Consider the following 21,415-nt stretch of genomic DNA (forward strand, 5'->3'; position numbering starts at 1 on the left):
GAATATACCATGACATATGGCCTATGTATAGAAACTAAAAAAAGAGAAGTGCGACCAGCGCACTCCTCTTCACTTAGACTTTTATACTATTCCCTTTCCACGTGCCCGCCAAAGCGGAGGAAGCTGCGGCACGATCATGCCCACCAGCATAAACAAGCAGCCGAATCCGCCGCGGACGCCCAGCACTTCGTCGAGCAGCAGGAAGCCGCCAATTGCCGCAAACACCGTCTCAAGGCTTAAAATAATGGCTGCCTGCGTGGGATGCGCATTTTTTTGGCCAACGATCTGAAGCGTATAAGCAATGCCGACCGAGCAAATCCCGCCGTACAGCAACGGAATAATGGCATCGTACAGCCCGGATAGCTCAATCTTTTCCGTAGAAAAAGCTACAATAAAGCTTAGCAGCGAACAGGTTACGATCTGCACCAGCGACAGCTTAAGCACATCCGTCCTGCGGGAAAACCTGTCGATCATCAGAATGTGGGCGGACCAGAATAATGCCCCTATAAGCTCGTACAAGTCACCTTTTCCCAACGTCATATTATCCGTCATACATAATAAATACAGGCCGATGACAGCCAGCACGGCACCTATGCCGCTGTTCAAGCTAAGGCGCTGCTTCAGGAACAACCCGATGAAAGGCACGATAACAATATAGAGCCCCGTAACGAAGGCTGCTTTTCCCGCGGTCGTGTATAAGAGTCCGATTTGCTGCAAGGATGCGCCGGCAAATAAGATAAGCCCCGTGCAAAGCCCATAGACGGAGGCACTCCGGAAGGAAGTGCGAATCTGCTGCTTCGTCTGGCCGGATTTGCGATCCATGATCCAGATCAGCGGAATGAGAGAAATAGCTCCAAGCACGAACCTCACCGCATTAAAAGTAAACGGCCCCGTGTGCTCCATCCCTTGCCGCTGCGCCACGAAAGCAAATCCCCATATAAAGGCCGCGATTAATAAAAATAAACTGGATTTCAATTGCGATTGTTGTCCCATATTCTGTCTTCTCTCCTACTAGCTGACTAACTGTTGAAAAGACCATTATACAAAAAATAAAGCACAGCGGTAACCCGCTATGCTTTATCTGTTAACCTTCGCTATCCATATCTGATACCCGGCAAGCGACTTGATCCACTTCCATCCCCATTGTTGACGATTGCTCGATTAAGCTGCGCAACGGCACTTCAATCTCTTGATCCGGCTCGGCAAGCGAATAAATGCGGGCTGTGCCCTTTTCTTCATCCACATGCTGAATGTAGACTTGAGTCCCGTTATACTTCACGTCCTCCATAATCGGAGAAGCGGCAATTTCCTTGGCACGATTAATATCCAATGCATATTCCTCCTCTGCTTTTAAACTCATTACAGTATGAGCGGAGGGGGATTGGAATATGCATCCAAATGTACGGTTAGGAATCTGCTTCCCCTGTAACCAACCGTTCATAGTTATACCGAAGCAGTTCTAAGGCATGGGCAATGTCTTCTTCCTTGATCAAATAAACCGAAACCCAGCCCGACTCCGGCAAAATATGATGGACCTTGGCTTTGCCGGTGCTCACCGCCTCATCCCGCTTAGCCTTCGGCAATAGCAGATCCACGAGCTGATTTCCATGAAGATGTCCGATCTCCTTGCCGTTCACCATAAACTCAATCCCTCCGAACCGGTGAGGGCCGGTCGTCACTCCAGACCAGGACAGCAATTCATCGGTCAGAACAGCTTTGTTATCCATGGGTCTCCCCCTTCATTCTAATGTTCTAATTATCGCTTGATCACCTGGTCACGTCTTGGTCCTACGGATATAGCCTCGATTGAAACTCCAATTTCAGACTCCATGAATGAAATATATTGTCTGGCTGCAGCCGGCAATTCATCATATCGTTTAATTTCAGAAATATTACACATCCAGCCAGGCATTTGCTTATATACGGGTTTTATTCCTTCTAACTTTGATGTGTCTGGGAAATGTTCAATGATTCCGTTAGCGGTCTCGTAGCCGATACATACAGGAATCTCCTCCAAATAACCCAAGACATCGAGGTTAGTTAATACAACGGAGGTTGCTCCCTGCAAATGACAGCCATAGCGGGTTGCCACGGAATCGAACCAGCCCACACGTCTCGGCCGTCCCGTTGTCACCCCGTATTCCCCGGCATCTCCACCCCGTTTCCGTAGTTCCTCCCCTTCAACCCCATGCAGTTCAGTCACAAATGGCCCTGCTCCGACACAACTGGAATAAGCTTTTGTCACCGCAATAACATTCTGAATGGCATACGGAGGTAGTCCGGCACCAACCGTTGCATAGCCCGCAAGCGTTGAGGATGACGTAGTGAACGGATAAATGCCATGATCCGGATCTCGAAGAGCCCCTAATTGTCCCTCAAGTAAAATGTTGTCTCCATCGTGATAAGCCTTGCGAAGTAATGAGGTTGTATCCCCTATATACGGTGTTAAAATTTCGGCTTGCTCAAGCAGCTCAGGCATCCAATCTTCGACCTGAATCGATGGCTGACCATAATAATGCTGCAGAAGCACATTTTTAGTTTCAAGCATACGCTCAATACGATCGCGTAACCGGGCAGGATCAAGCAAATCGGCAGCCTGAATCCCAAGCTTTGTATACTTATCTGCATAAAAAGGGGCAATTCCGCGTCTCGTCGAACCAAAGCTGTTGTTCCCAAGCCGTTCTTCTTCAAGCTCATCGAACAACCGATGTACGGGCAATACAATTTGGGCTCTGTCGGAAATTATTAATTTAGGACTTGGAACTCCACGTGCCGATAAAGCTTTCAGTTCATTTAACAAAACACCAATATCCAGCGCTGTGCCCGGCCCTATAATATTCGTAACTTTTGGATTGAATACGCCCGAAGGAAGCATATGCAGCGCAAACTTGCCAAAATCATTAATAATCGTATGCCCTGCATTGCTCCCTCCTTGGAAACGTACGACATAGGAAGACTGTACGGCTAATACATCCGTCATTTTCCCTTTTCCTTCGTCTCCCCAATTTGCACCTACGATTGCCGTTACTGTCATCATCATGACCTCCGCTTTATCGATTCGCTTACAAAAATAATGATAAAGCCACGGAAGTATATTAGAATAATTCATATAACTAATATCTGATATAAATGTGAGGAATACCTATGGAAGTGAACCTGGAGTGGTACCGCGTCTTTTATTGGATTGCGAAGACAGGAAGTTTATCCAAAGCTGCCGAGCAGCTGCACATTACTCAACCCGCAGTGAGCCACACGGTGAAACAACTGGAGGGCACGCTTGGAGGACAGCTATTCTTCCGAACGCCAAAGGGAGTTACGTTAACCACGGAAGGTGCCGTATTGCTCCAATATATCGAGCAAGCCCTCCAATCTGTTCAGATCGGAGAAAAAGCAATAGCGGAAATGAATCATTTAAATACCGGAGAAATTGCTATAGGAGCCAGCGACACGCTGTGCAAGCATTATTTACTCCCTTATCTGGAGCAATTCCATGAGCAGCATCCCGGCGTCCGTGTCCGCGTTACGAATCGAACGACTCCTGAAACGCTTGGACTTCTTAAAGAAGGCAAGATTGACTTTGGTATCGTCAGCTTGCCCGTAATCGATAAACAGATTGATATCCGTGAAAGCACGCCTCTTCGAGACTGTTTTGTTGGGGGAAAAAGCTATCAATCCCTTGCGGGTGGCCCACCACTTTCCTTAGAGCAATTAAGTCAGAATCCGCTGCTCTTACTTGAAGCAGGAAGCAACACGAGACGTTATCTGGATGACTATGCTGCATCGCATGAGATTACATTCACACCAGAATTCGAGCTTGGCAGCGTGGACCTTCTTGTTCAATTCGCCAGAAGCGGATTTGGCTTAGCCCTGGTCATCCGTAATTATGTCTTGGAAGAACTAGAACGAGGAGACCTGTTCGAAATCCCTCTCATTCAGCCCTTACCCGGCCGCCATATCGGAATAGCAACTTTACGAGGAATCCCTTTATCCGCTGCTACGAAATCATTCCTCTCCTTATTGCCATAGAAAAAAAGCACCATAGCCAGCTTTTACGCCTTATTTCACCGATGCCTTGCCTGGACGAACCGCCTTCACTTCATACATATTGACCGTGGTGCTGATCATATACTCCGGCGGCGTGTTGTTCTTCTTCTCCCGATGGCCTTGAATATGCTCCGGGCTTTTCTCCCACGCTTTCCATGCCTCTTCCGACTCCCAGCGGATCATCGCAACGACTTCGTCGTGATCCTTGGTGCGCTTGTTCACCATGACGCTGACATCAAGAAGTCCTTCTCTCTCGTCCAGAATACCCGGCTGGCTGAAACGCTCAACCACCTTGTCGCCGCTGCCCTTTTCTACAACCATTGTTCTGATTTGAACAAACATGGTATCGTCTCCTCCTTAAACACTTCTATTATTGAACCGCTTGTGCCGCTTCCTTCACCATTGCCAGCTCTGACTGGAGTCCGCCGCCCGACAGGTACCAGAAATCCGGGCTCAGATAAATAATTTTGCCGTTCTTATAAGCATTTGTTTTCTTCACAAGATCATTCTCGATTACTTCTTTGGCCGGTTTAGCTCCATCTCCGCCTGCAATTACATCACGGTCAACAACAAACAGGATGTCCGGATTTTTCTCCGCAATGTATTCGCTCGAGATACTTTGGCCGTGCGTGGAGGATTCGATTTTGTCATCCGCCGGTACAAAGCCGTAGCCGTCATGGATAACACCAAAGCGCGAGCCTGAACCATAAGCGCTGATCTTGCCGCCAGTTGTCAGGACGACCAAGGCTTTCCCGGCATTTGCTGCTTTTGTTTTCAGGTCGGCTTTAGCCGCTTCAATCTCAGCAACAAGTGCTTCCGTCTCCGCCTGCTTCGAGAAGATCTCGGCATACCAATTCGTATTTTTTGCAAAAGATTCCGCATAGTTCGCGTAGTCTAACGATACTTGGATCGTTGGGGCAATCTTGTTCAGCTCTTCGTAAGCCTCAGACGTACGTCCGCCGATAAAGATCACATCCGGCTTCAGCGCGGCAAGCTTCTCGAAGTCCGGCTCGAACAACGTGCCGACATCGGTATATTTATCATCCTGGTACTTGGACAGATAGCCTGGCAAAGAGCCTTTCGGCAGCGCCGCGATTTCTACACCCAGCTTATCGAGCGTATCGATTGCGCCGTAATCAAAAGCAACGACCTTCTCAGGGTTTGTTTTAACCGTTGCCGTTCCCAGCTCATGCGTGATTGTCACTTCCGTTGGGGCAGCGGATTCTGCTCCCGCAGCATTCGAATTCGTTGCAGCGCCTGCTGAATTGGACGCAGGCGCATTCGATGCCGACGCATTCGCGTTCGAAGCCTCCTCCTTATTGCTTCCGCATGCGGACAGAACCGTGACGGAAAGGGCTAGCACAAGAGCATAAGAACCGATTTTTTTAAACACGTGAACACCACTCCTCATTGATTGTTTATATAGTTAATTAACGAAAATACAAGCAAACCTTCCGGCCATCCACGTTATGCACCGGAATGTCGATGTCGTAAATCTCTTTGAGCACAACCGGATCCATCATGTCATCCACACTCCCGTGCCGAATAACCCGGCCTTCCTTAAGCGCAACGATCGAATCCGAATACGCCGCCGCAAAGTTAATGTCATGAAGGACAAGCACAATCGTCTTGCCAAGCTCGTCCGTCAGCCTGCGCAGCACCTTCATCATCTGTACCGAATGCTTTAGATCGAGGTTATTTAACGGCTCATCGAGCAGAATGTAGTCGGTATCCTGGGCAAGCACCATGGCGATAAAAGCCCGCTGCCGCTGCCCGCCGCTGAGCTGATCAATGAATTTGCCGCGCAGCTCCTCGAGCTCCATGTAGCGGATAGCCTCGTCTACGCTTCGATGGTCCTCCGCGCTCAGCCTGCCGGACGAGTGAGGGAACCGCCCGAATTCGACGAGCTCGCCAACCTTCAGCTTCACGTTCAGCTGATTGGACTGCTTCAGAATCGAGATGACCCGAGCAAGCCCGCGGCTGTCCGCCTTGCTCACATCTGCTCCGGCAATCTGCACCTGTCCCTCATCCATCGGGATGAGGCGGCTGATCAAGGATAAGAGCGTACTTTTGCCTGCCCCGTTAGGTCCTATAAAGGAGGTTACCGCTCCCTTGGCTATGGTCAGCGAGATATCGTGAATGCCTTGCCCGCCGCCGTAACGTTTGGATAACCCGCGGACTTCAATCATGTTCGTTCCTCCTTCAGCAGCAAATATAAGAAGTATAGGCCGCCGGCAAAATTCAGAATAACGCTGAGCGAGGTCGAGAACGTAAAGACGCGCTCGGCGATCAGCTGCCCGCCAATAAGTGCTGCAAAGCTGATCAGCGAAGCTGCCGGCAGGACAACTGCGCTGCGGAACGAGCTCATGAGCCGATAAGCGACATTCGAGACCAGGAAGCCCAGGAAGGTAATCGGACCAACAAGCGCAGTAGAGACGGATACGAGCAGGGCGACAAAGACGAGCAGCCGTTTCGTAATCCGGTCATAAGGAACACCCAGGTTAACCGCATGCTCCCTTCCCAGCGCCATCACGTCCAGATACTTCAGATCCTTGCAGAAATACAGAGCCGACAGCACCGCAATAGCCGTTGCGAGAACCATAACCTCGCTGTTCACGTTATTGAAGCTGGCGAACATCTTGTCCTGCACAACGAGGAATTCGTTCGGATCCAGCAGCATCTGCAGAAAGCTCGAGATACTCGAGAAAAACGAGCCGCAGATGATGCCGACCAGCAGCAGGAAATAGATCGCGCGTCCGTCCTTCCGCAGGAACAGGAGCTTATACAGCACGCCGCAGAACGGAATCATAACGGCCGCCGACAGGAAGAACTGAACGTTTTTGCTCATCGCGGTCAAAGTATCGGCACCCAGCATAAATACGATAGCCGTCTGAAGCAGCAGGTAGAGAGAGTCCAGCCCAATCAGGCTTGGCGTCAGGATCTTATTGTTCGTCAACGTCTGGAATACAACGGTCGAAACGGAGATGGCCATTCCGGTAAGCAGCATCGCTGCAATCTTCTTCGATCTCCTTGGCAGGATATAATCCCAGTTGCCGTAAGAATGGATCGTCATAAATACGGCTATCAGAGCAATCACCACGATGGCGAGGATCAGCAGCTTTCGTTTGTCAGTCATGAGCAGCCCTCCTCCTAAGCAGCAGGTAGAGGAAAATGCCGCTTCCCAGCACGCCTACAACCAGACCTATCGGTACCTCGAACGGATAAATAACGATTCGCCCGAGAATGTCGCAGCCAAGTACAAAGATCGCGCCAAGCAGAGCCGTATGCGCCAGACTGCTTCGCAGATGATCGCCTTTATACAAGGAGACCAGATTCGGTATGATGAGCCCAAGAAAAGGCAAGGATCCGACGGTCAGCAATATAACAGCGGACACCAGCGCAACAATGGCAAGACCAATCCGCATGACCTGCCGGTAATTCAGGCCAAGGTTAACAGCGAATGATTCTCCCATCCCCGCAATCGTGAAACGGTCCGCGAACAAGTAAGCCAGAAGGATCAGCGGGATGCTGATGTACAGCATCTCGTAACGGCCTTTCAGAATGCTCGAGAAATCCCCGTTCAGCCAGCTGCCTACGCTTTGCATCAAGTTGTACTTGAGTGCAAGAAATGTCGTCGCCGAGCCAACTATACTGCCGAACATCAGTCCGACGAGGGCAACGAGTATCGGATCGCGGTAGCGCAGCCGTTCCATGATTCGGATCATCACCAGCGTGCCAGCCATAGCGAACGCGAATGCGATGACGATCTTGACGAGCGGTGAAGCGCCGGGAATTATAATCATCGCCATAAGGACGCCGAGACTCGCGGAATCGGTTGTGCCTGCCGTCGTTGGCGAGACGAACTTATTCCTTGTCAGCTGCTGCATGATGAGGCCGATCACGCTCATGCCTACTCCCGCGATAATAATGCTGATCAGGCGCGGGATTCGGCTGATTCGCATGATCTCCGCCTGATCCTCCGTCAGCTGGAACAACTCCCATGGACGGATATCCGATACGCCTACAAACAAAGAAGTGAAAGAAAGAATGAGCAGCACCGGAAACAAATAACGGAGTTTCAAGCGAATCCCTTCCTTTGATATTGATTCTCATTTGCATTTCTTCCATCATTTTAGCGGCAAAAAAAAGAAACCGGAATGGATTTTCCGGTTCCCTCATGGACTTTTCTGCACGACCTCGTTCTCGGTATGCAGATGATAAACAATTTGTTCAAGCAACGTTTCATGCATCGTTGCATTGTAGTTGAAAGGCTCGTCCAGCCGGATGCAGAAGCTGTGCTTTGGTCTCCCGTCGGCCTTCAGCATCCCCCACTCTTCCTCCAGACGCCGGCATTCTTCCTCCGATGCGGGATATTCCATCAGGAAAAGAACATGATCACATTCCAGCTTCGCAACCTCGCAAAGCGTCTTGGCATCCATAAAGCCGATCCGGGAAGCAGCCGGCGGCGCTTGAAAACCTATTTCATCATAGAGCAAATCGGCAAGCTTCTTGACCTGTGTTCCAAAAACCCTGAAATTCCCCTTCCGCACGCCAACAAGCAGAAACGGAGTGTCTGCGCAACGCTCCCGTAACAAGGCGCGGGCGTTCGCGCTCTTGCTGTCAAAGTCGGAGAGCCATTGCTCCGCTATACCCGAGAGACCAAACAGCTCCCCGAACTGAGCGAGCCGCTTCTTCCAGGAATAACGATGCCAGTCGTACTCCCGCACCGGTGCTATCGCAGACAACGCAAGACGCAGTTCTTCCGGTATCGGTCCGGATAGGATCACCTCCGGATTGGCAAGGCGAAGCTGCTCCATAACCCCTTCTCTTCCCGCTATGTCCTTATCCCAATTCTTCTTGAGTCTGATGCATGGCGTCATGCCCAAAGCTTCCAGGTCTCCTGCAAAAACACCGCAGAGAACTGCCGCCCTCGTTCTTGCCTTCGCCGCATATTCCGTTGGCGCTATCCCCATTCGTTTCTTAAACAGCCGGCTGAAATAGAACTCATCGCTATACCCAACCGAGTGGGCGGCTTTGGTCACGGAGACACCCGGATCGGCAAGAAGCCGCAGGGACGCCTGGAGGCGCGCCTTCGTCAGAAATTGATGGGGACTAAGCCCCGTATGCTCGCGGAATACGCGGTAGAAGCGGCTTGAGCCTGAGCTTCGCGCAAGGCTTTCCATCTCCAAGGTCAAATCAAACTGCTCCAGCATCCGCCGGCGTATATGAAGGACGAATCGGGCAAGCTCCGGCTTCTCCTCTTCCTCCGTCTTTTCCGCCTTCAAGCAGGCCGAGACGATGGTAAACAGATGCGACTGCATTCTGCAGTGCTCCGCAAGCTCACTGTTCTCGTCAATCTGCTGAAGCTCAGGCAACCAATTCCGAATTTGCGGCAGCCTGAAAATAACCGGATGGGCCAGTCCCTTAAGCGCCTCTGCCACTCTGCCCCCGGCCTGAAAGGATAGAATCGCCGCTTTCACTTCCATCCCTGCGGATAATAAGTAAGAGCAGCCCGCTGGCAAGAAAGTTAACTCCCCTGTTTTGAGACTATATTTTCTCTTCCCGTTTATACTAATCTGCAGCTTTTCCTGCAGGCAGACGATGAACCGAAACCAATCATCAGACGGCTGCTTAAACACATTACCCGGAGGAAGTTCAATCGCTTCCGTCCGAATATAATGCAGACCATTCCCTCGAAGCGTCATGCCCAGCACCTCCCCTAACATGCTTTTATTTTAGTTGATAATCATTCTCATTGTCAATGAAATGGGATTAATTGGGCCCGAAGAAGCACAAAGGCCGGAGTTCTCCCCAAGGAGGCCCCGGCCTATCATATCCGAAGATGCTCAGCCCTGTCTGTCGGCTGGCGGACTGCTGCATCTAAGATTTTTTATAATTTACCTTTCAAGTCCATGAGATACTTCAGGAGCACAGCGAGTGCGCCCAAGTAATAGCCGACCAGAACTAGCCAGCCGGTTACATCCATTGCAGCAAGACCTGCAAGAAGGAGCAGCGGGAGCACATAGTAAACCATGTCTTTCAGATAGCCTAACACGAAGTCAGTCGAGAATTTGCCTCCTGTTACCATTTTGAACAAATCAACCAATAAGTTGGCAGCCATTGAACCCATTACGACCCACATTGCAACTTCCATCCAAAGTGTAAATGATCCTAGCACTTTTCATCACCTCCGAATCAGAGGATTGTGATACGCTTTCATTTTATGCAAGGAGCTTGCAAGTTGTCTCCTTCAATAGCCTGTATATCTATAAAAATAGAGCGCATGGCGAATAGCCTACATAATCGTCAAACAGCAGAACCAAAATACGAGGTAATCCCGGAACCTAGGAGGGTTGACCTAATCTTTTGCAAATCGCTTCTTCCAACCGTTTCCTGCATCCTGATATAATTGCAAGTAATGGATATTCTTCTCGTCAGGCTGGTGACAACTATAAGCATACTGCTGGATTCTACAACCATTATCCTTTTTCTTGGAATAGGATATTTATTAACCTTTATTCTAATAAGCGCCTACTGGCGTGATGTGATCAGGGCTCTTACGGTCAGAACCTTCTTTCTGGGTAAACTCGCGCAATCCGTCTCTTGGTTTTGCGTCATATTACGCGGTGATATCCCCGATTTCCTCTCCATCTCCATTGCGAATTCGCTTATGTTTGTCGGAGTGTCCCTGGAAATCATCTCTTTGTTAAGCTTAAGAAACGAATGGCGTGCAGGATTCAGGAAACTGTATCTATGGGGCATATGGCTTGGCATCATCGGGTTTCAGCTAGTCATCCTCATTCATAACGAGGAGGATTTGCGGATCGTATACGGCTCCTTTGTCCTTGCGTTTCTTCAAGCACCTGCATACCGGTTGCTTCGCGGTTCTTCCTTGTTAATGAAAGTAATAGGGTATTTCTATCTGTTTGTTGCTGCGGCCAATGTCTTCCGAGGGGCAACCGCACTGTTAACCGATACATCCGTCAGCTTTTTCACCCCGGGAATCTATCAATTGATTTATCTGCTGGCCGTTTATCTGCTTACGGTATTAAGCATTATGGCATTTTTGCTGCTGTGGAAGGAGAAGATCAATCAGGAGCTGCTGCATTACGCCAGTTATGACGATCTGACCGGTACTTTGAATCGGAGAATGTTTACTGCAAATGCCAAAGCTTCTCTCGATCGCTACGCCAGGAAAAAAGAAGCCGTATCCTATCTGCTGTTTGATATCGACTGCTTTAAGGACATTAATGATACCTACGGCCATCATGTAGGAGATCTCGTGCTTAAGGACGTTACGAATCGAATTAAGCAGCAATTAGGCGAGAACGATCTGTTTGTGCGTTATGGCGGGGACGAGTTTGGCATTCTTTTACCTGGCAAAAACGAGCTGGAATCAAGTACATTGGCCGAGCGCATCAAGAACATGCTGGAAACCGCTCCAAGCAGCCTGCCTGTCTCCTATACCGTTAGCATTGGAGTGCTCACCGTCGTCCCCGATCAGCACACCCTTCTGGAAGCCATGTACAAGAGATGTGATCAGGCACTGTACAATGCCAAAAGAAACGGTAGAAACAGCATCTTCCGAAGCCAGTTCAGCCAGTAACACTCCTCCTGTGCTTGGCGAATAACCCGAAAGGCCGGGAATCTCCCGCATTGGGAGATTCCCGGCCTTTCCTGTGTCTAACGGCTGACATCATACTCATCTCTTGCCTTCTTCACGTCATCGTAATGATCAACAGCCCAGAGCTTAAGCATATTCATAAGGGGCAGAAGCGATTCCCCGAGCGGCGTCAGCGAGTATTCGGTAATCGGCGGAACCGAAGGGATAAGCTTGCGGTTGGCTACGCCATCCCGCTCCAATTGCTTCAAGGTTTGGGTTAACATTTTCTGCGAAATGCCTTCAATGCGCCTCTTCATCTCCCCGTAACGAATGGTTCCGTCTTCCATCGCATAAATGGCCAGTGCCGTCCACTTGTTCGAGATAATCTCCAGCACATGGCTGTACCTGCACAATTCCAGAGATATATCCGGCAGCTTTCTCATTGCTGTTCCTCCCTCGTACGCACCTTAACGTTCGTAATCCACTTAAAAGTGCCGTGTTACTAAATTTTATGGCGTGCGCTATATTATGTCTATATTTTACAAAGGAGTGTGCTGAAAATGAAAGCATTTGTGCTGCATGGCGGATTTGGACTGGACAATGTAAAAGAGGTTGATCTCCCTGTTCCTTCCCCTGGACCCGGTCAGGTTCTGATTCAAATACAAGCGGTATCTCTGAACTCACGTGATATGGGGGTTATTGACGGATTCTACGAACCCAACCGGACTGAGCCGCTTATCCCTGTCTCGGATGGAGTCGGTACGATTATAGCCTTAGGGGATGGCGCGGCGAAGTTCCAAGTCGGAGAACGCGTGAGCGGGATCTTCACGCAAAGCTGGGTATCTGGGGAGCCTGCACAGGAGAACTGGGTATCCACGCTGGGCAGTCCGCTGGACGGGATGCTTGCCGAGTATGTGGTATTGCCGGAGGAAGGACTCGTCCGTATTCCGGAACATTTAACGAATGAGGAAGCGGCAACCTTGGCCTGTGCGGGTGTTACCGCATGGCATGCCATTGCGGTGGAGGGACAAGTCAAGGCCGGTGACGTCGTTGTTGTGCAAGGAACCGGCGGCGTATCATTATTTGCTCTGCAGTTCGCCAAGCTTCTAGGTGCCCGTGTCATCATCACATCCAGCAGCGATGAGAAGCTGGAACGGGCGAGGGCGCTTGGGGCCGATTACGGCATCAATTACAGAACAAACCCTGAATGGGATCAGGCTGTTCTTGCCTATACCCAAGGCCGCGGAGCTGACCACATCGTAGATCTGGGAGGCGCCTCTACGCTGAATCGCTCGATATCCGCCCTGAAGGTTGGCGGACAGGTCAGCATCGTTGGCATTTTGTCAGGAGCAGCGGTTGAGGATTTCGCCATCGTTCCCGCCATCATCCGTAAAGCCAGGCTTCAAGCGATCAATGTCGGCAGCCGGGAAATGTTCGAAAGCATGAATCGCGCCATCGCGCAGCATGCCCTGCATCCTGTCATCGATAGAACCTTCCCATTCGCCAGGTCCCTCGATGCATTCCGGTACCTGTCGCAAGGATCTGCATTCGGGAAGATCAGCATTGTTTTCTAAAAGATAGAATTCTGACATGCGGAAATACACCGTTAACGTCCCTAAGGACCTCGCGGTGTATTTCGTTCCCTTGCCTTAAATGAGTCTTATAGATGCGACCCGCCGCTTACATCCATGCATTGCCCCGTAATCCAGCGGCTGTCTGAGGAAGCAAGAAATGCCGCGACATCCGCGATATCCGTAGGATCTCCCCATCTGCCGAAGCTTGAATATTCAGCGCCAAATTTATACCCTGACTCATCCTGCAGCAACGCCTTATTCATATCTGTGGCGATAAAACCGGGCTGGAGAGCATTAACGGTAATCCCGCGTGGAGCAAGCTGCGTAGATAAAGATAACGTAAGCGTATTGATGGCCCCTTTGGTCATACTGTAAGCCGCAACCCCGGGCAGGGAAATCCTCGTTGTAGCAGAGGACAAGTTTATAATCCTGCCGTTGTCTCTTAGGCGGGGCAACGCTTGCTGAATGAGGAAGAAAGGAGCCTTTACGTTGGTATTCATCACATGGTCGAAGGCATCCTCTGTTGTCTCCTCGATAGCAGCAACAAGCCCCACGCCTGCATTATTAACGAGAATATCAAATTGCCTCTCGCCCGTGCGCTGCTCCAAGGCCAGATCCAATTCCTCATACAGCTTAGCGGCGCTGGCAGCCGTTCCAAGCTCCTGCCAAATTGAAAAAGCTTTCCCTCCGTGCTGCTCGATTTGCCGTACAACATCAGCCGCCGCATCCGGATTAGCACCATAGTGAACCGCTACCAAAGCTCCCTCCGTGGCAAGTCTCAGCGCAATAGCACGGCCAATCCCCCTGCTTGCACCCGTAACCAACGCAATTTTCCCATTTAATCTACTCATGCTCTGTTCAACTCCTCCTGTTTTTTACACTTTTAGTTGTATCATAGGAGCAGTTTTGTAATGTTGCTGTCTCATTTTTATACGCTCGGAATAACGCCTGATTATGGAAATAGACAGGAGTTTCTGTCTCGGCCAGCGAATCTATACAAAATCAACCAAAACTATAGATTGGAGCCCATCATGTCATTTCCCGTCTGGATTAATCTTGGTTTTGTTAAGCTGCATCCGCATGCGGTATTTGAAACACTCGCTTATTTTATCGGCTTCCGGGTGTACCTCTACACAAGGAGCAAGGATAAAATTCCGATCGTGCAGGGCATGTGGGTAATCGTTGGCGCCATACTGGGTGCTGCTGTCGGGTCCAAGCTGCTGTACTGGTTCGAGGATCCTCGGCTGACACTTGAGAACTGGAACAGCTACACCTATCTCATGGAGGGCAAAACAATCGTCGGCGGACTGCTGGGCGGACTAATTGGCGTTGAATGGACGAAGAAACGGATCGGCTATTCCCGCTCCACGGGTGATGATATGGCATTGCCCCTTATCGTCGGCATGGTGATCGGACGGATCGGCTGCTTCCTGACCGGCCTTGACGATCATACCTACGGCGTGGCGACAACCTGGATGACGGGGATTGATTTCGGCGACGGCGTCCTGCGCCATCCGACACAGCTGTATGAGATTGCGTTCCTGCTTCTGCTTGGGGGCCTCCTCTACCGTTGGAAGTCAACGGGCAGCTTGCCTGACGGGGCGATATTCCAGATGTTTATGACTGGTTATCTGTTGTTCCGTTTCGCCATTGATTTCATCAAGCCAACACCGCACTTCTATCTCGGGCTGAACAATATTCAGCTCGCCTGTATCGCCGGCCTGATCTATTACTTTGTTCTTATATCCAAGTGGCTGGTGTTGCCGCAACGCTCACATAGAAAGGAACGATAACGATGACAACCAAAAACAGACCCTATATTTTCTACGAGCTGACGAACAGTGTATGCTCCAAATGTTTGCGCAAGGTTGAAGCGAAGGTCATCATTGAAGATAATCAGGTATTCCTTTTGAAATATTGCGGACAGCACGGACGGGAAAAAGTATTGATCGCAAGCGATGCGGACTATTACAAAAAATGCCGGGAGTTTCTAAAGCCTGCCGAAATGCCGGAGGTTTGGAACACCCCGATCCGATACGGCTGTCCCTACGATTGCGGACTATGCCCCGACCATGAGCAGCACAGCTGCCTGACGCTGCTGGAGATTACGGAACGCTGCAACCTGCAATGCCCGATCTGCTACGCGGAGTCCTCCCCTCATGCAGGCTCCTACCGGTCCCTTGAGCAGATCGAGTTCATGCTGGATGCCATCGTCCGCAACGAAGGCGAGCCGGACATCGTCCAGATCAGCGGCGGCGAGCCAACAATCCACCCGCAGTTCTTTGAAATTCTGGATCTTGTCAAAAGCAAGCCGATCAAGCATGTCATGGTCAACACGAATGGCCTGCGTATAGCCCAGGACCGAAAATTTGCCGAGCGGCTGGCCTCCTATATGCCGGGATTTGAAATCTATCTGCAGTTCGACAGCTTCGAGGAAGAGACGCTTAAGGAGCTTCGGGGAGTTGATCTGCGTGACGTGCGCCGCCGGGCGCTGGAGCATTTGAACGAGTTCAATATATCGACCACACTGGTCGTTACCCTCAAGAAAGGCCTCAACGATCATGAGATTGGCGACATTATTCAGTTCGGTCTGAAGCAGCGTGCGGTGCGAGGCGTAACGTTCCAGCCGATCCAGGCAGCGGGAAGACTGGAGGATTTCGACCCCGCCAAAGATCGTCTGACTCTTAGCGAGGTACGCCAGAGCATCATTGATCAGTCGGGTATTTTCCGTCCGGAAGATATGATACCGGTACCTTGCCATCCGGATTGCCTTGCGATGGGCTACGCGCTGAAGCTTGGCGGACAGGCCATCCCGTTAACCGGGTTAATTGATCCTCAGATTCTGCTCGACGGCGGCCGCAATACGATCGTGTTCGAGCAGGATGAGACGCTGAAGTCGCGTATCTTCGAGCTGTTCTCGACAGCGCATTCTCCAGCCTCCTCGGCCCTTTCACTGAAGAGCCTGCTGTGCTGCCTGCCGCTCGTTTCCGTGCCGGAGCATATCAGCTACGATAATGTCTTCCGGGTCATCATCATGCAGTTCCTTGACCCGTACAACTTCGATGTACGCTCCGTCAAGAAATCCTGCGTGCACATTGCGCATCCGGACGGAAGAATTATTCCATTCGATACATACAATATGTTCTACCGGACAGCAGAGCAGGAGAAGAAGCTGGCCGAGCTGAGAGAAGAATTCGATAAACATCCGGGAGGGAAGGTTTATGACTGGAGTCAATAACGGGGATAACAACCAGCCAAGCAGCCGGAACAAGTCGCCATACGAAAAATCGCCGCATCATGTAAGGCAGGTCTTTCTCGGAATCGGGTTATTGGCCGTGCTGCATTGCCTGCTGTTTCTTTTTCCAATCGGCTTCTTCTTGATTGGCATCGCGCAGATTGTCTATCTGCTTCCGGCCATCCTGATTTTCAATAAAAAAACCGGCATCGTGCAAGGCCTCCTGATCGGGGCGGGCATTACCTTTCTCGTTAACGCAGCGTGCTTTGGTCTCCTCGTCAGCGGCAATTTGTCGTTGTAAGTGACATTTACCTATATGCCGAATAGCTTAACGTAAGAGGCATTATTCATGACGAGGAGAATGTGACAAGGCACCAGCTTCCTAAGACGCCATGTTCGGCAGCCACCGCTGCTCCTGCGGAATAGCTTATAATCATGCGAATTTATTACATTAAAAGAAAGGCCGGGAACCTCCGCATAGGAGATTCCCGGCCTTTGTTGATAACAAACGCTTATCCTTAAGACCTTGCTGCAAGGGTGCTAATGCGTTCATCAATCTCGCCGTCAATATGGCAGCTTTATAATAAATGTCGTTCCCTGATGAAGCTGACTTTCCACCTCAATCGTACCCCCGTGAGACAGTACGAACTGCTTCGCAATGGCGAGTCCCAGGCCCGTTCCTCCGCCGTCTCTTGTCCGGGCTTCATCGGTGCGGTAGAACCGGTCGAATAAATGCGGCAGATGCTCGGGAGAAATACCTGTACCTGAATCCTGCACAATCATAGATAGATATTGGCGGCTGTCATTTTGCATACGGACGCTTATCGTTCCATGACTTGGCGTATGCCGGATAGCATTCGTAAGCAAATTCATAAGAACCTGCTTGATGCGGTCAGGATCAACCTGCAAGGTCGTCTGATCCGCGTTGACCTCCAATTGGAGTGAAATTTCTTTATCCTCGGCTAACGGTTCTATTGCCTGACAAATCCGCTTCGAAAGCTCGGCCAGATCCACTTCTGTTTGATTTAATTGCAATTTGCCTGCTTCCGCTAAGGATAAGGTTCTTAAATCTTCGACTAATTGATTCAATCGGATAAGTTCATCTTGAATCGGCAGGAACGTCTCCGGGGGAACCGGCTGACCCTGCTGCTGCAAATGATCCAGCTTCCCGCTAACGATCGTAAGAGGAGTTCTTAGCTCATGGGCAATATCCGCCGTAAGATTCCGACGCACCTCCTCTGCCTTCTCCAGCTTCACCGACATCTCATTGAAGGCATCCGCTATTTCCCCGTATTCATCCTGTGCCTTCACATGAGCCTGTACGCCAAGCTCACCTTTCCCTAACTGTTCTATCGCCGGAAGCAGTACTCTTAAAGGAGAAGAGAGCCACCTGGATAATTGATAGGCAATAACAAGAGAAATAAGAATAAGCAGCGTTCCGCTTCCGATTAAGACAAAGATGACGGAGATCGGAATGCCAATCATAATTTTATTAAAATTCGCCACATCCGGGTCGTAATAATACAATTGCCCTACGGTGTTGCCGTCTATCGCAATAGATCTTTTCACACCCAGACGGGTGATCAGCCTTTCTTGCATATCCCCTTGCTTCAAGACAACCTGCTTATCTTTACTCCTGATGAGGATCCCCGGGCTTTCCCGGTCAATATCCTTCAAAAGATCGGTTTGAGCGAGGCCATCCCAGGATTGTTCATGGTCCAAATAATAGTTCGTTAATTGGCTCATGAGAGAAGCAACCTCCTTCTGCCGCGCTTCATGAATCCCGGCATCGATGGCTTTTGTCACCACAAAATGAGTCATCGAGATAAATATAAGGCTAATCCCCGTTATAGCTAAAGCCATCGTGAGGAAAATTTTTCGGTGGAACCTCATGACTGCCCCCCGAACCGGTATCCAAACCCGTAAACCGTCTGAATATATTTCGGATTCGATATATCGTCCTCTATCTTTTTCCGGAGCCGGCTGATATGGGCATCTACCGTTCTCTCCACATTCAGAAAGTCATCATCGAGCGCAGCCTTCAACAGCTGAAGACGGCTGTAGACGATGCCCGGCTTCACCGCGAGCGTCAGTAAAAGCTTGAATTCGGTAGGCGTCATACTGATCTCTGCCCCTTGCTTCCAGACCCGGCATTGTGAGCTGGAGATCACCAGATCATCCCTCACCAACTGCTCATCCGCTGCAGGACTCCCCTGCAATCTTCGTAAAACAGAGCGAATCCGGGCAAGCAATTCCCTTAACGAGAATGGCTTGGTCATGTAATCATCCGCACCTACTTCAAGCCCGATAATCTTGTCCATCTCGTCTGTTTTCGCGGTAACCATAATAATGCCCACCTGGCTTCTTTTCCGTAATTCTCGGCATACATCCAGTCCGTTCATCTCTGGCATCATCCAGTCCAGCACCACTAATGCCGGTTTTACAGCAACCGCTTTCGATAATGCCTCCTGCCCGTTCCTTGCCGTAAACACCTGAAAGCCTTCATGAATTAGAAACGAACTCATAAATTCAAGAACCTTTTCTTCATCATCCACTAATAATAGGGTTTCAGCCACTGCTTTGCTGCCTCCTCTTCTCCTTTTCACCAACCATCATAACGACATTATATCCGGAAAATCTCATCCGAATTGCAATCGTACCGTAATCGCAAAGCATCGTCACAAGATCACAACATTTCTTTGCTAATGTAGAGCTTGCCGGTTCGTATTGCAGATTCAAAGCTGCGGACTAGGCGGAATTTTCAAGGCGGAGGGCAGATATTTAATGGCATATAGACTTAGTCAAAAGAAGAAACAATTATTAGTCGCTATACATGTGATTGCGGTTGCGTCGTGGATTGGCGGAACGCTGGGGATGCTGCTGCTAGGCCTTTATTTGAAAAGCGCCGTAAACGGAGAGCAGCTTGCTTATACCTTAAGCAGTATGGAGGTGATCGACGAGAACCTGCTGAAATATCCGGCATTGTTGACTCTGCTGACCGGCATCCTGTTATCGGTATGGACGCAGTGGGGTCTCGTGAAGCATTACTGGGTGACAATCAAGCTGGGCCTCACTATCGTCACCATTATGATTGGCATCTTGTTTCTGGACAATTGGACCGCGTCTTTGGCGGACATGATCTCGGAGATGGGCTTTGCAACCTTGCAGAACGAAACCTTCCAGACGACCTGGCTGTCCATCATTATCACGGCTAGTTTTAATTTATTATGTCTTCTCCTCATGGTTTTCATTACTTATTTCAAACCATTCGGGAAGATCAAGCGGAGACAAATCAAACCGGAGAGGAACTGATTACTCGTGCTGCATGGATGATGATCGTCCTGATCAAAAAAGTCCCGAGCCCTGTTACGATTCTTGTCTTTGCGGGCTTAAGTTATGCCTTGTTCGCTATTGTGCTAAGCGGTATCCTGTACCCTATTCTTGACGGCGAATTACGCGGCCCTCAGACGAATCCGCTGGCGGTTGTCAGCGTCTTTGCAACAAATGCAATATGGGGTCTCCTTGTTGGAGCAATAGCTAAAGCGCTTAGCCGCAGCAGTTAGCACAAAGAAACGACCACTTCTAGAGAGTGGCCGTTTCTTTGCCGCGCTTAGTCCCAAGTCTGTTCCAGCTTATCCGAGTAAAATAAAATGGCCTTTTTGTACATCTGAATACCATTGTCGCTGCTTGTCTCCGCTAGCTGCTTCAGTAAGATTTCCATCGCATCGCAATAGGCTTGCTGATTAAATCGGACCATCGCATAGAACACTTGGAATTCCCTTCGTTCGGGAAATTCTCTAATGGCTTCTATGAAGATCGATTGTGCCTCCTCATACATGCCTAGAGTCCGATAGGTGCTGCCTAAACCAAGTAAGGCCCCTTGCCGTTCCTCCCCTGGTAAGCCTAACTCCAGAGCTTTCTTATAATAAGGTACCGCTTCCCTTTCCAATCCCATAGCATCATGAACCCAAGCGCACTGATACCATACCGATGAATGATTCGGATCCAGCTTAACTAGCTGAAGTAATAAAGCTTTGGCTTCTTCGTATTGTCCCGATTCCCTTAATTGGATGGCTTTATCAAGCACGTAATCATTCCGCCCTTCGTACAGGCAAACCTGCAACGTCCAGCTTAACGCGGAACAAAGCGCCGGCAAGCGGCTGCTGGCTTAACTGCTGCTCGTCATTGCCTATTCTGGCTGTCGTAATGTACAGCTCGTCCAGATTCTCACCGCCAAACGCACATGAGGTAACATTTCGAACGGGGATCGGAATTGTCGCCAGCTTATCGCCGGTTAGAGGATTCCACCGTCCAATCTGCCAGCCGCCCCAATGTCCGATCCACAGCATCCCTTCCGAGTCGATGCTCATGCCGTCAGGACTTCCTTCCCCTTCAGGGAACGTGATGACGATGCGCTTGTTCGCGATCTGACCGGTTGCGGAATCGTAATCGAAAGCATAGACGAAATTCTCGAAGGTATCGATATAGTACATCACGGTACCTTCAGCAGTCCAAGCCAGCCCGTTGGAGCAGCCGATCTCAGACAGCCGCTTCGTCAGCTTGCCGTCCTCCAGAACATACAGATGACCGTTGCGATTCTCCCAGGAGCTCATCGTTCCTGCCCAGAACCGTCCTGCAGGATCACATTTCCCGTCATTCAAACGGTTGGTTGCCGTCTCTTCTTCGGTATGCGCGATTAAGGTTGTGCTTCCTGTCTCGAGGTCGAATCGATAAAACCCGTCTGCAAGAGCCATTAACCAAGTCCCATCCTCCGACGGAACAACCGCGCTAATCTTCTGCTCCATCTGATACTGCATTTTTCTGCCGTCACTTGGACGATAACGTTGTAATCGGCGGCCTTCCACATCCACCCACAAAAGCTCCTGCAGCCGATCATCCCATACCGGACCTTCTCCCAGTTCATTCCGTTCCTCCAATAGGCATTCCGGCCTAAACATC

General features: G+C 50.1%; 24 protein-coding genes and 1 pseudogene. 8 read left to right on the forward strand and 17 right to left on the reverse strand.

Features of this window, described 5'->3' with window-relative positions:
* Window positions 1-81: 81 nt before the first annotated feature.
* The 4 genes and pseudogenes from BM200_RS19310 to BM200_RS19325 form a co-directional block, all read right to left on the reverse strand.
* A complete protein-coding gene (locus BM200_RS19310; RefSeq protein WP_091188285.1) occupies window positions 82-993 on the reverse strand; it encodes a DMT family transporter in 912 nt (303 codons plus the stop codon).
* Between the two features lie 160 nt (window positions 994-1,153).
* Window positions 1,154-1,330 (reverse strand): annotated as a pseudogene (locus tag BM200_RS19315) (H-type small acid-soluble spore protein); the annotation flags it as partial.
* 76 nt (window positions 1,331-1,406) lie between these two features.
* The gene (locus tag BM200_RS19320; RefSeq protein WP_091188287.1) at window positions 1,407-1,727 is read right to left on the reverse strand and encodes a luciferase domain-containing protein; all 321 of its coding nucleotides are present in this window, start codon (window positions 1,725-1,727) and stop codon (window positions 1,407-1,409) included.
* A 29-nt stretch (window positions 1,728-1,756) separates the two neighbouring features.
* Window positions 1,757-3,034, reverse strand: a complete 1,278-nt coding sequence (locus BM200_RS19325) for an adenylosuccinate synthase (protein ID WP_091188288.1) — start codon at window positions 3,032-3,034, stop codon at window positions 1,757-1,759.
* A gap of 110 nt (window positions 3,035-3,144) precedes the next feature.
* Here BM200_RS19325 and BM200_RS19330 point away from each other — a divergent pair, with 110 nt between their 5' ends.
* Entirely contained in the window at window positions 3,145-4,026 is an 882-nt protein-coding gene (locus BM200_RS19330; protein WP_091188289.1) for a LysR family transcriptional regulator, read from the forward strand.
* 30 nt (window positions 4,027-4,056) lie between these two features.
* On the opposite strand, the gene BM200_RS19335 is transcribed toward BM200_RS19330, so the two are convergent.
* From BM200_RS19335 to BM200_RS19365, 7 genes are all read right to left on the reverse strand, one after another.
* The gene (locus tag BM200_RS19335; RefSeq protein ID WP_091188290.1) at window positions 4,057-4,386 is read right to left on the reverse strand and encodes an antibiotic biosynthesis monooxygenase; all 330 of its coding nucleotides are present in this window, start codon (window positions 4,384-4,386) and stop codon (window positions 4,057-4,059) included.
* Window positions 4,387-4,414: 28 nt separating this feature from the next.
* The gene (locus tag BM200_RS19340; protein ID WP_245773093.1) at window positions 4,415-5,437 is read right to left on the reverse strand and encodes a siderophore ABC transporter substrate-binding protein; all 1,023 of its coding nucleotides are present in this window, start codon (window positions 5,435-5,437) and stop codon (window positions 4,415-4,417) included.
* A gap of 37 nt (window positions 5,438-5,474) precedes the next feature.
* Window positions 5,475-6,233, reverse strand: a complete 759-nt coding sequence (locus BM200_RS19345) for an iron ABC transporter ATP-binding protein (RefSeq protein WP_091188292.1) — start codon at window positions 6,231-6,233, stop codon at window positions 5,475-5,477.
* On the reverse strand, window positions 6,230-7,180 hold the full coding sequence (locus BM200_RS19350) for an iron chelate uptake ABC transporter family permease subunit (RefSeq protein ID WP_091188293.1): 951 nt from the start codon (window positions 7,178-7,180) through the stop codon (window positions 6,230-6,232). The genes BM200_RS19345 and BM200_RS19350 overlap by 4 nt, the downstream gene beginning before the upstream one ends.
* The gene (locus BM200_RS19355) at window positions 7,173-8,126 is read right to left on the reverse strand and encodes an ABC transporter permease (protein WP_091188294.1); all 954 of its coding nucleotides are present in this window, start codon (window positions 8,124-8,126) and stop codon (window positions 7,173-7,175) included. The genes BM200_RS19350 and BM200_RS19355 overlap by 8 nt, the downstream gene beginning before the upstream one ends.
* A gap of 93 nt (window positions 8,127-8,219) precedes the next feature.
* The gene (locus BM200_RS19360) at window positions 8,220-9,749 is read right to left on the reverse strand and encodes a helix-turn-helix domain-containing protein (protein ID WP_175532929.1); all 1,530 of its coding nucleotides are present in this window, start codon (window positions 9,747-9,749) and stop codon (window positions 8,220-8,222) included.
* Window positions 9,750-9,934: 185 nt separating this feature from the next.
* On the reverse strand, window positions 9,935-10,222 hold the full coding sequence (locus BM200_RS19365) for a hypothetical protein (RefSeq protein ID WP_091188296.1): 288 nt from the start codon (window positions 10,220-10,222) through the stop codon (window positions 9,935-9,937).
* Between the two features lie 264 nt (window positions 10,223-10,486).
* On the opposite strand from BM200_RS19365, the gene BM200_RS19370 reads away from it, so the two are divergent.
* Window positions 10,487-11,650, forward strand: a complete 1,164-nt coding sequence (locus BM200_RS19370; protein WP_217649575.1) for a GGDEF domain-containing protein — start codon at window positions 10,487-10,489, stop codon at window positions 11,648-11,650.
* Window positions 11,651-11,727: 77 nt separating this feature from the next.
* Here the strand turns inward: BM200_RS19370 and BM200_RS19375 are convergent, their stop codons facing one another.
* A complete protein-coding gene (locus tag BM200_RS19375) occupies window positions 11,728-12,090 on the reverse strand; it encodes a winged helix-turn-helix transcriptional regulator (protein ID WP_091188298.1) in 363 nt (120 codons plus the stop codon).
* A gap of 117 nt (window positions 12,091-12,207) precedes the next feature.
* Here BM200_RS19375 and BM200_RS19380 point away from each other — a divergent pair, with 117 nt between their 5' ends.
* Window positions 12,208-13,221 carry a zinc-dependent alcohol dehydrogenase family protein gene (locus BM200_RS19380; RefSeq protein WP_091188299.1) on the forward strand — a complete coding sequence of 338 codons (1,014 nt, stop codon included), beginning with the start codon at window positions 12,208-12,210 and terminating at the stop codon, window positions 13,219-13,221.
* A gap of 86 nt (window positions 13,222-13,307) precedes the next feature.
* Here the strand turns inward: BM200_RS19380 and BM200_RS19385 are convergent, their stop codons facing one another.
* Window positions 13,308-14,072, reverse strand: coding sequence for an SDR family oxidoreductase (locus BM200_RS19385; RefSeq protein ID WP_091188300.1), 765 nt, complete (start codon window positions 14,070-14,072; stop codon window positions 13,308-13,310).
* 180 nt (window positions 14,073-14,252) lie between these two features.
* Between BM200_RS19385 and BM200_RS19390 the strand changes: the two genes are divergently transcribed.
* Genes BM200_RS19390 through BM200_RS19400 form a run of 3 tightly spaced genes read left to right on the forward strand, consistent with a single transcriptional unit; the run spans window position 14,253 to window position 16,757 of the window.
* A complete protein-coding gene (locus BM200_RS19390) occupies window positions 14,253-15,014 on the forward strand; it encodes a prolipoprotein diacylglyceryl transferase (protein WP_091188663.1) in 762 nt (253 codons plus the stop codon).
* A gap of 2 nt (window positions 15,015-15,016) precedes the next feature.
* Complete coding sequence (locus BM200_RS19395; protein ID WP_091188301.1) at window positions 15,017-16,459, forward strand: radical SAM protein; 1,443 nt, start codon at window positions 15,017-15,019, stop codon at window positions 16,457-16,459.
* A complete protein-coding gene (locus BM200_RS19400) occupies window positions 16,443-16,757 on the forward strand; it encodes a hypothetical protein (RefSeq protein WP_091188302.1) in 315 nt (104 codons plus the stop codon). Before BM200_RS19395 ends, BM200_RS19400 begins: the two co-directional genes overlap by 17 nt.
* Before the next feature lie 263 nt (window positions 16,758-17,020).
* On the opposite strand, the gene BM200_RS19405 is transcribed toward BM200_RS19400, so the two are convergent.
* Both BM200_RS19405 and BM200_RS19410 read right to left on the reverse strand, forming a co-directional pair.
* On the reverse strand, window positions 17,021-18,349 hold the full coding sequence (locus BM200_RS19405) for a sensor histidine kinase (protein ID WP_091188303.1): 1,329 nt from the start codon (window positions 18,347-18,349) through the stop codon (window positions 17,021-17,023).
* Window positions 18,346-19,032, reverse strand: a complete 687-nt coding sequence (locus BM200_RS19410; protein ID WP_091188304.1) for a response regulator transcription factor — start codon at window positions 19,030-19,032, stop codon at window positions 18,346-18,348. The genes BM200_RS19405 and BM200_RS19410 overlap by 4 nt, the downstream gene beginning before the upstream one ends.
* 208 nt (window positions 19,033-19,240) lie before the next feature.
* Between BM200_RS19410 and BM200_RS19415 the strand changes: the two genes are divergently transcribed.
* Window positions 19,241-19,768, forward strand: coding sequence for a hypothetical protein (locus tag BM200_RS19415; protein ID WP_091188305.1), 528 nt, complete (start codon window positions 19,241-19,243; stop codon window positions 19,766-19,768).
* A 17-nt stretch (window positions 19,769-19,785) separates the two neighbouring features.
* Entirely contained in the window at window positions 19,786-20,019 is a 234-nt protein-coding gene (locus tag BM200_RS19420; protein ID WP_091188306.1) for a hypothetical protein, read from the forward strand.
* Between the two features lie 47 nt (window positions 20,020-20,066).
* Here the strand turns inward: BM200_RS19420 and BM200_RS19425 are convergent, their stop codons facing one another.
* Together BM200_RS19425 and BM200_RS19430 are read right to left on the reverse strand one after the other, a co-directional pair.
* Window positions 20,067-20,543, reverse strand: coding sequence for a tetratricopeptide repeat protein (locus BM200_RS19425; RefSeq protein ID WP_091188307.1), 477 nt, complete (start codon window positions 20,541-20,543; stop codon window positions 20,067-20,069).
* Between the two features lie 4 nt (window positions 20,544-20,547).
* The gene (locus tag BM200_RS19430) at window positions 20,548-21,414 is read right to left on the reverse strand and encodes an SMP-30/gluconolactonase/LRE family protein (protein ID WP_091188664.1); all 867 of its coding nucleotides are present in this window, start codon (window positions 21,412-21,414) and stop codon (window positions 20,548-20,550) included.
* Between the last annotated feature and the right edge of the window lies 1 nt (window position 21,415).

This window comes from Paenibacillus catalpae, assembly GCF_900112695.1.
GTDB lineage: Bacteria > Bacillota > Bacilli > Paenibacillales > Paenibacillaceae > Pristimantibacillus > Pristimantibacillus catalpae.

Coding starts and splice junctions, on each gene's coding strand:
- BM200_RS19405 (WP_091188303.1), bottom strand. CDS start 18,349: ATGAGGTTCCACCGAAAAATTTTCCTCACGATGGCTTTAGCTATAACG.
- BM200_RS19420 (WP_091188306.1), top strand. CDS start 19,786: ATGATGATCGTCCTGATCAAAAAAGTCCCGAGCCCTGTTACGATTCTT.
- BM200_RS19360 (WP_175532929.1), bottom strand. CDS start 9,749: ATGACGCTTCGAGGGAATGGTCTGCATTATATTCGGACGGAAGCGATT.
- BM200_RS19395 (WP_091188301.1), top strand. CDS start 15,017: ATGACAACCAAAAACAGACCCTATATTTTCTACGAGCTGACGAACAGT.
- BM200_RS19380 (WP_091188299.1), top strand. CDS start 12,208: ATGAAAGCATTTGTGCTGCATGGCGGATTTGGACTGGACAATGTAAAA.
- BM200_RS19430 (WP_091188664.1), bottom strand. CDS start 21,414: ATGTTTAGGCCGGAATGCCTATTGGAGGAACGGAATGAACTGGGAGAA.
- BM200_RS19400 (WP_091188302.1), top strand. CDS start 16,443: ATGACTGGAGTCAATAACGGGGATAACAACCAGCCAAGCAGCCGGAAC.
- BM200_RS19310 (WP_091188285.1), bottom strand. CDS start 993: ATGGGACAACAATCGCAATTGAAATCCAGTTTATTTTTATTAATCGCG.
- BM200_RS19415 (WP_091188305.1), top strand. CDS start 19,241: ATGGCATATAGACTTAGTCAAAAGAAGAAACAATTATTAGTCGCTATA.
- BM200_RS19345 (WP_091188292.1), bottom strand. CDS start 6,233: ATGATTGAAGTCCGCGGGTTATCCAAACGTTACGGCGGCGGGCAAGGC.
- BM200_RS19375 (WP_091188298.1), bottom strand. CDS start 12,090: ATGAGAAAGCTGCCGGATATATCTCTGGAATTGTGCAGGTACAGCCAT.
- BM200_RS19385 (WP_091188300.1), bottom strand. CDS start 14,072: ATGAGTAGATTAAATGGGAAAATTGCGTTGGTTACGGGTGCAAGCAGG.
- BM200_RS19330 (WP_091188289.1), top strand. CDS start 3,145: ATGGAAGTGAACCTGGAGTGGTACCGCGTCTTTTATTGGATTGCGAAG.
- BM200_RS19325 (WP_091188288.1), bottom strand. CDS start 3,034: ATGACAGTAACGGCAATCGTAGGTGCAAATTGGGGAGACGAAGGAAAA.
- BM200_RS19320 (WP_091188287.1), bottom strand. CDS start 1,727: ATGGATAACAAAGCTGTTCTGACCGATGAATTGCTGTCCTGGTCTGGA.
- BM200_RS19390 (WP_091188663.1), top strand. CDS start 14,253: ATGTCATTTCCCGTCTGGATTAATCTTGGTTTTGTTAAGCTGCATCCG.
- BM200_RS19350 (WP_091188293.1), bottom strand. CDS start 7,180: ATGACTGACAAACGAAAGCTGCTGATCCTCGCCATCGTGGTGATTGCT.
- BM200_RS19335 (WP_091188290.1), bottom strand. CDS start 4,386: ATGTTTGTTCAAATCAGAACAATGGTTGTAGAAAAGGGCAGCGGCGAC.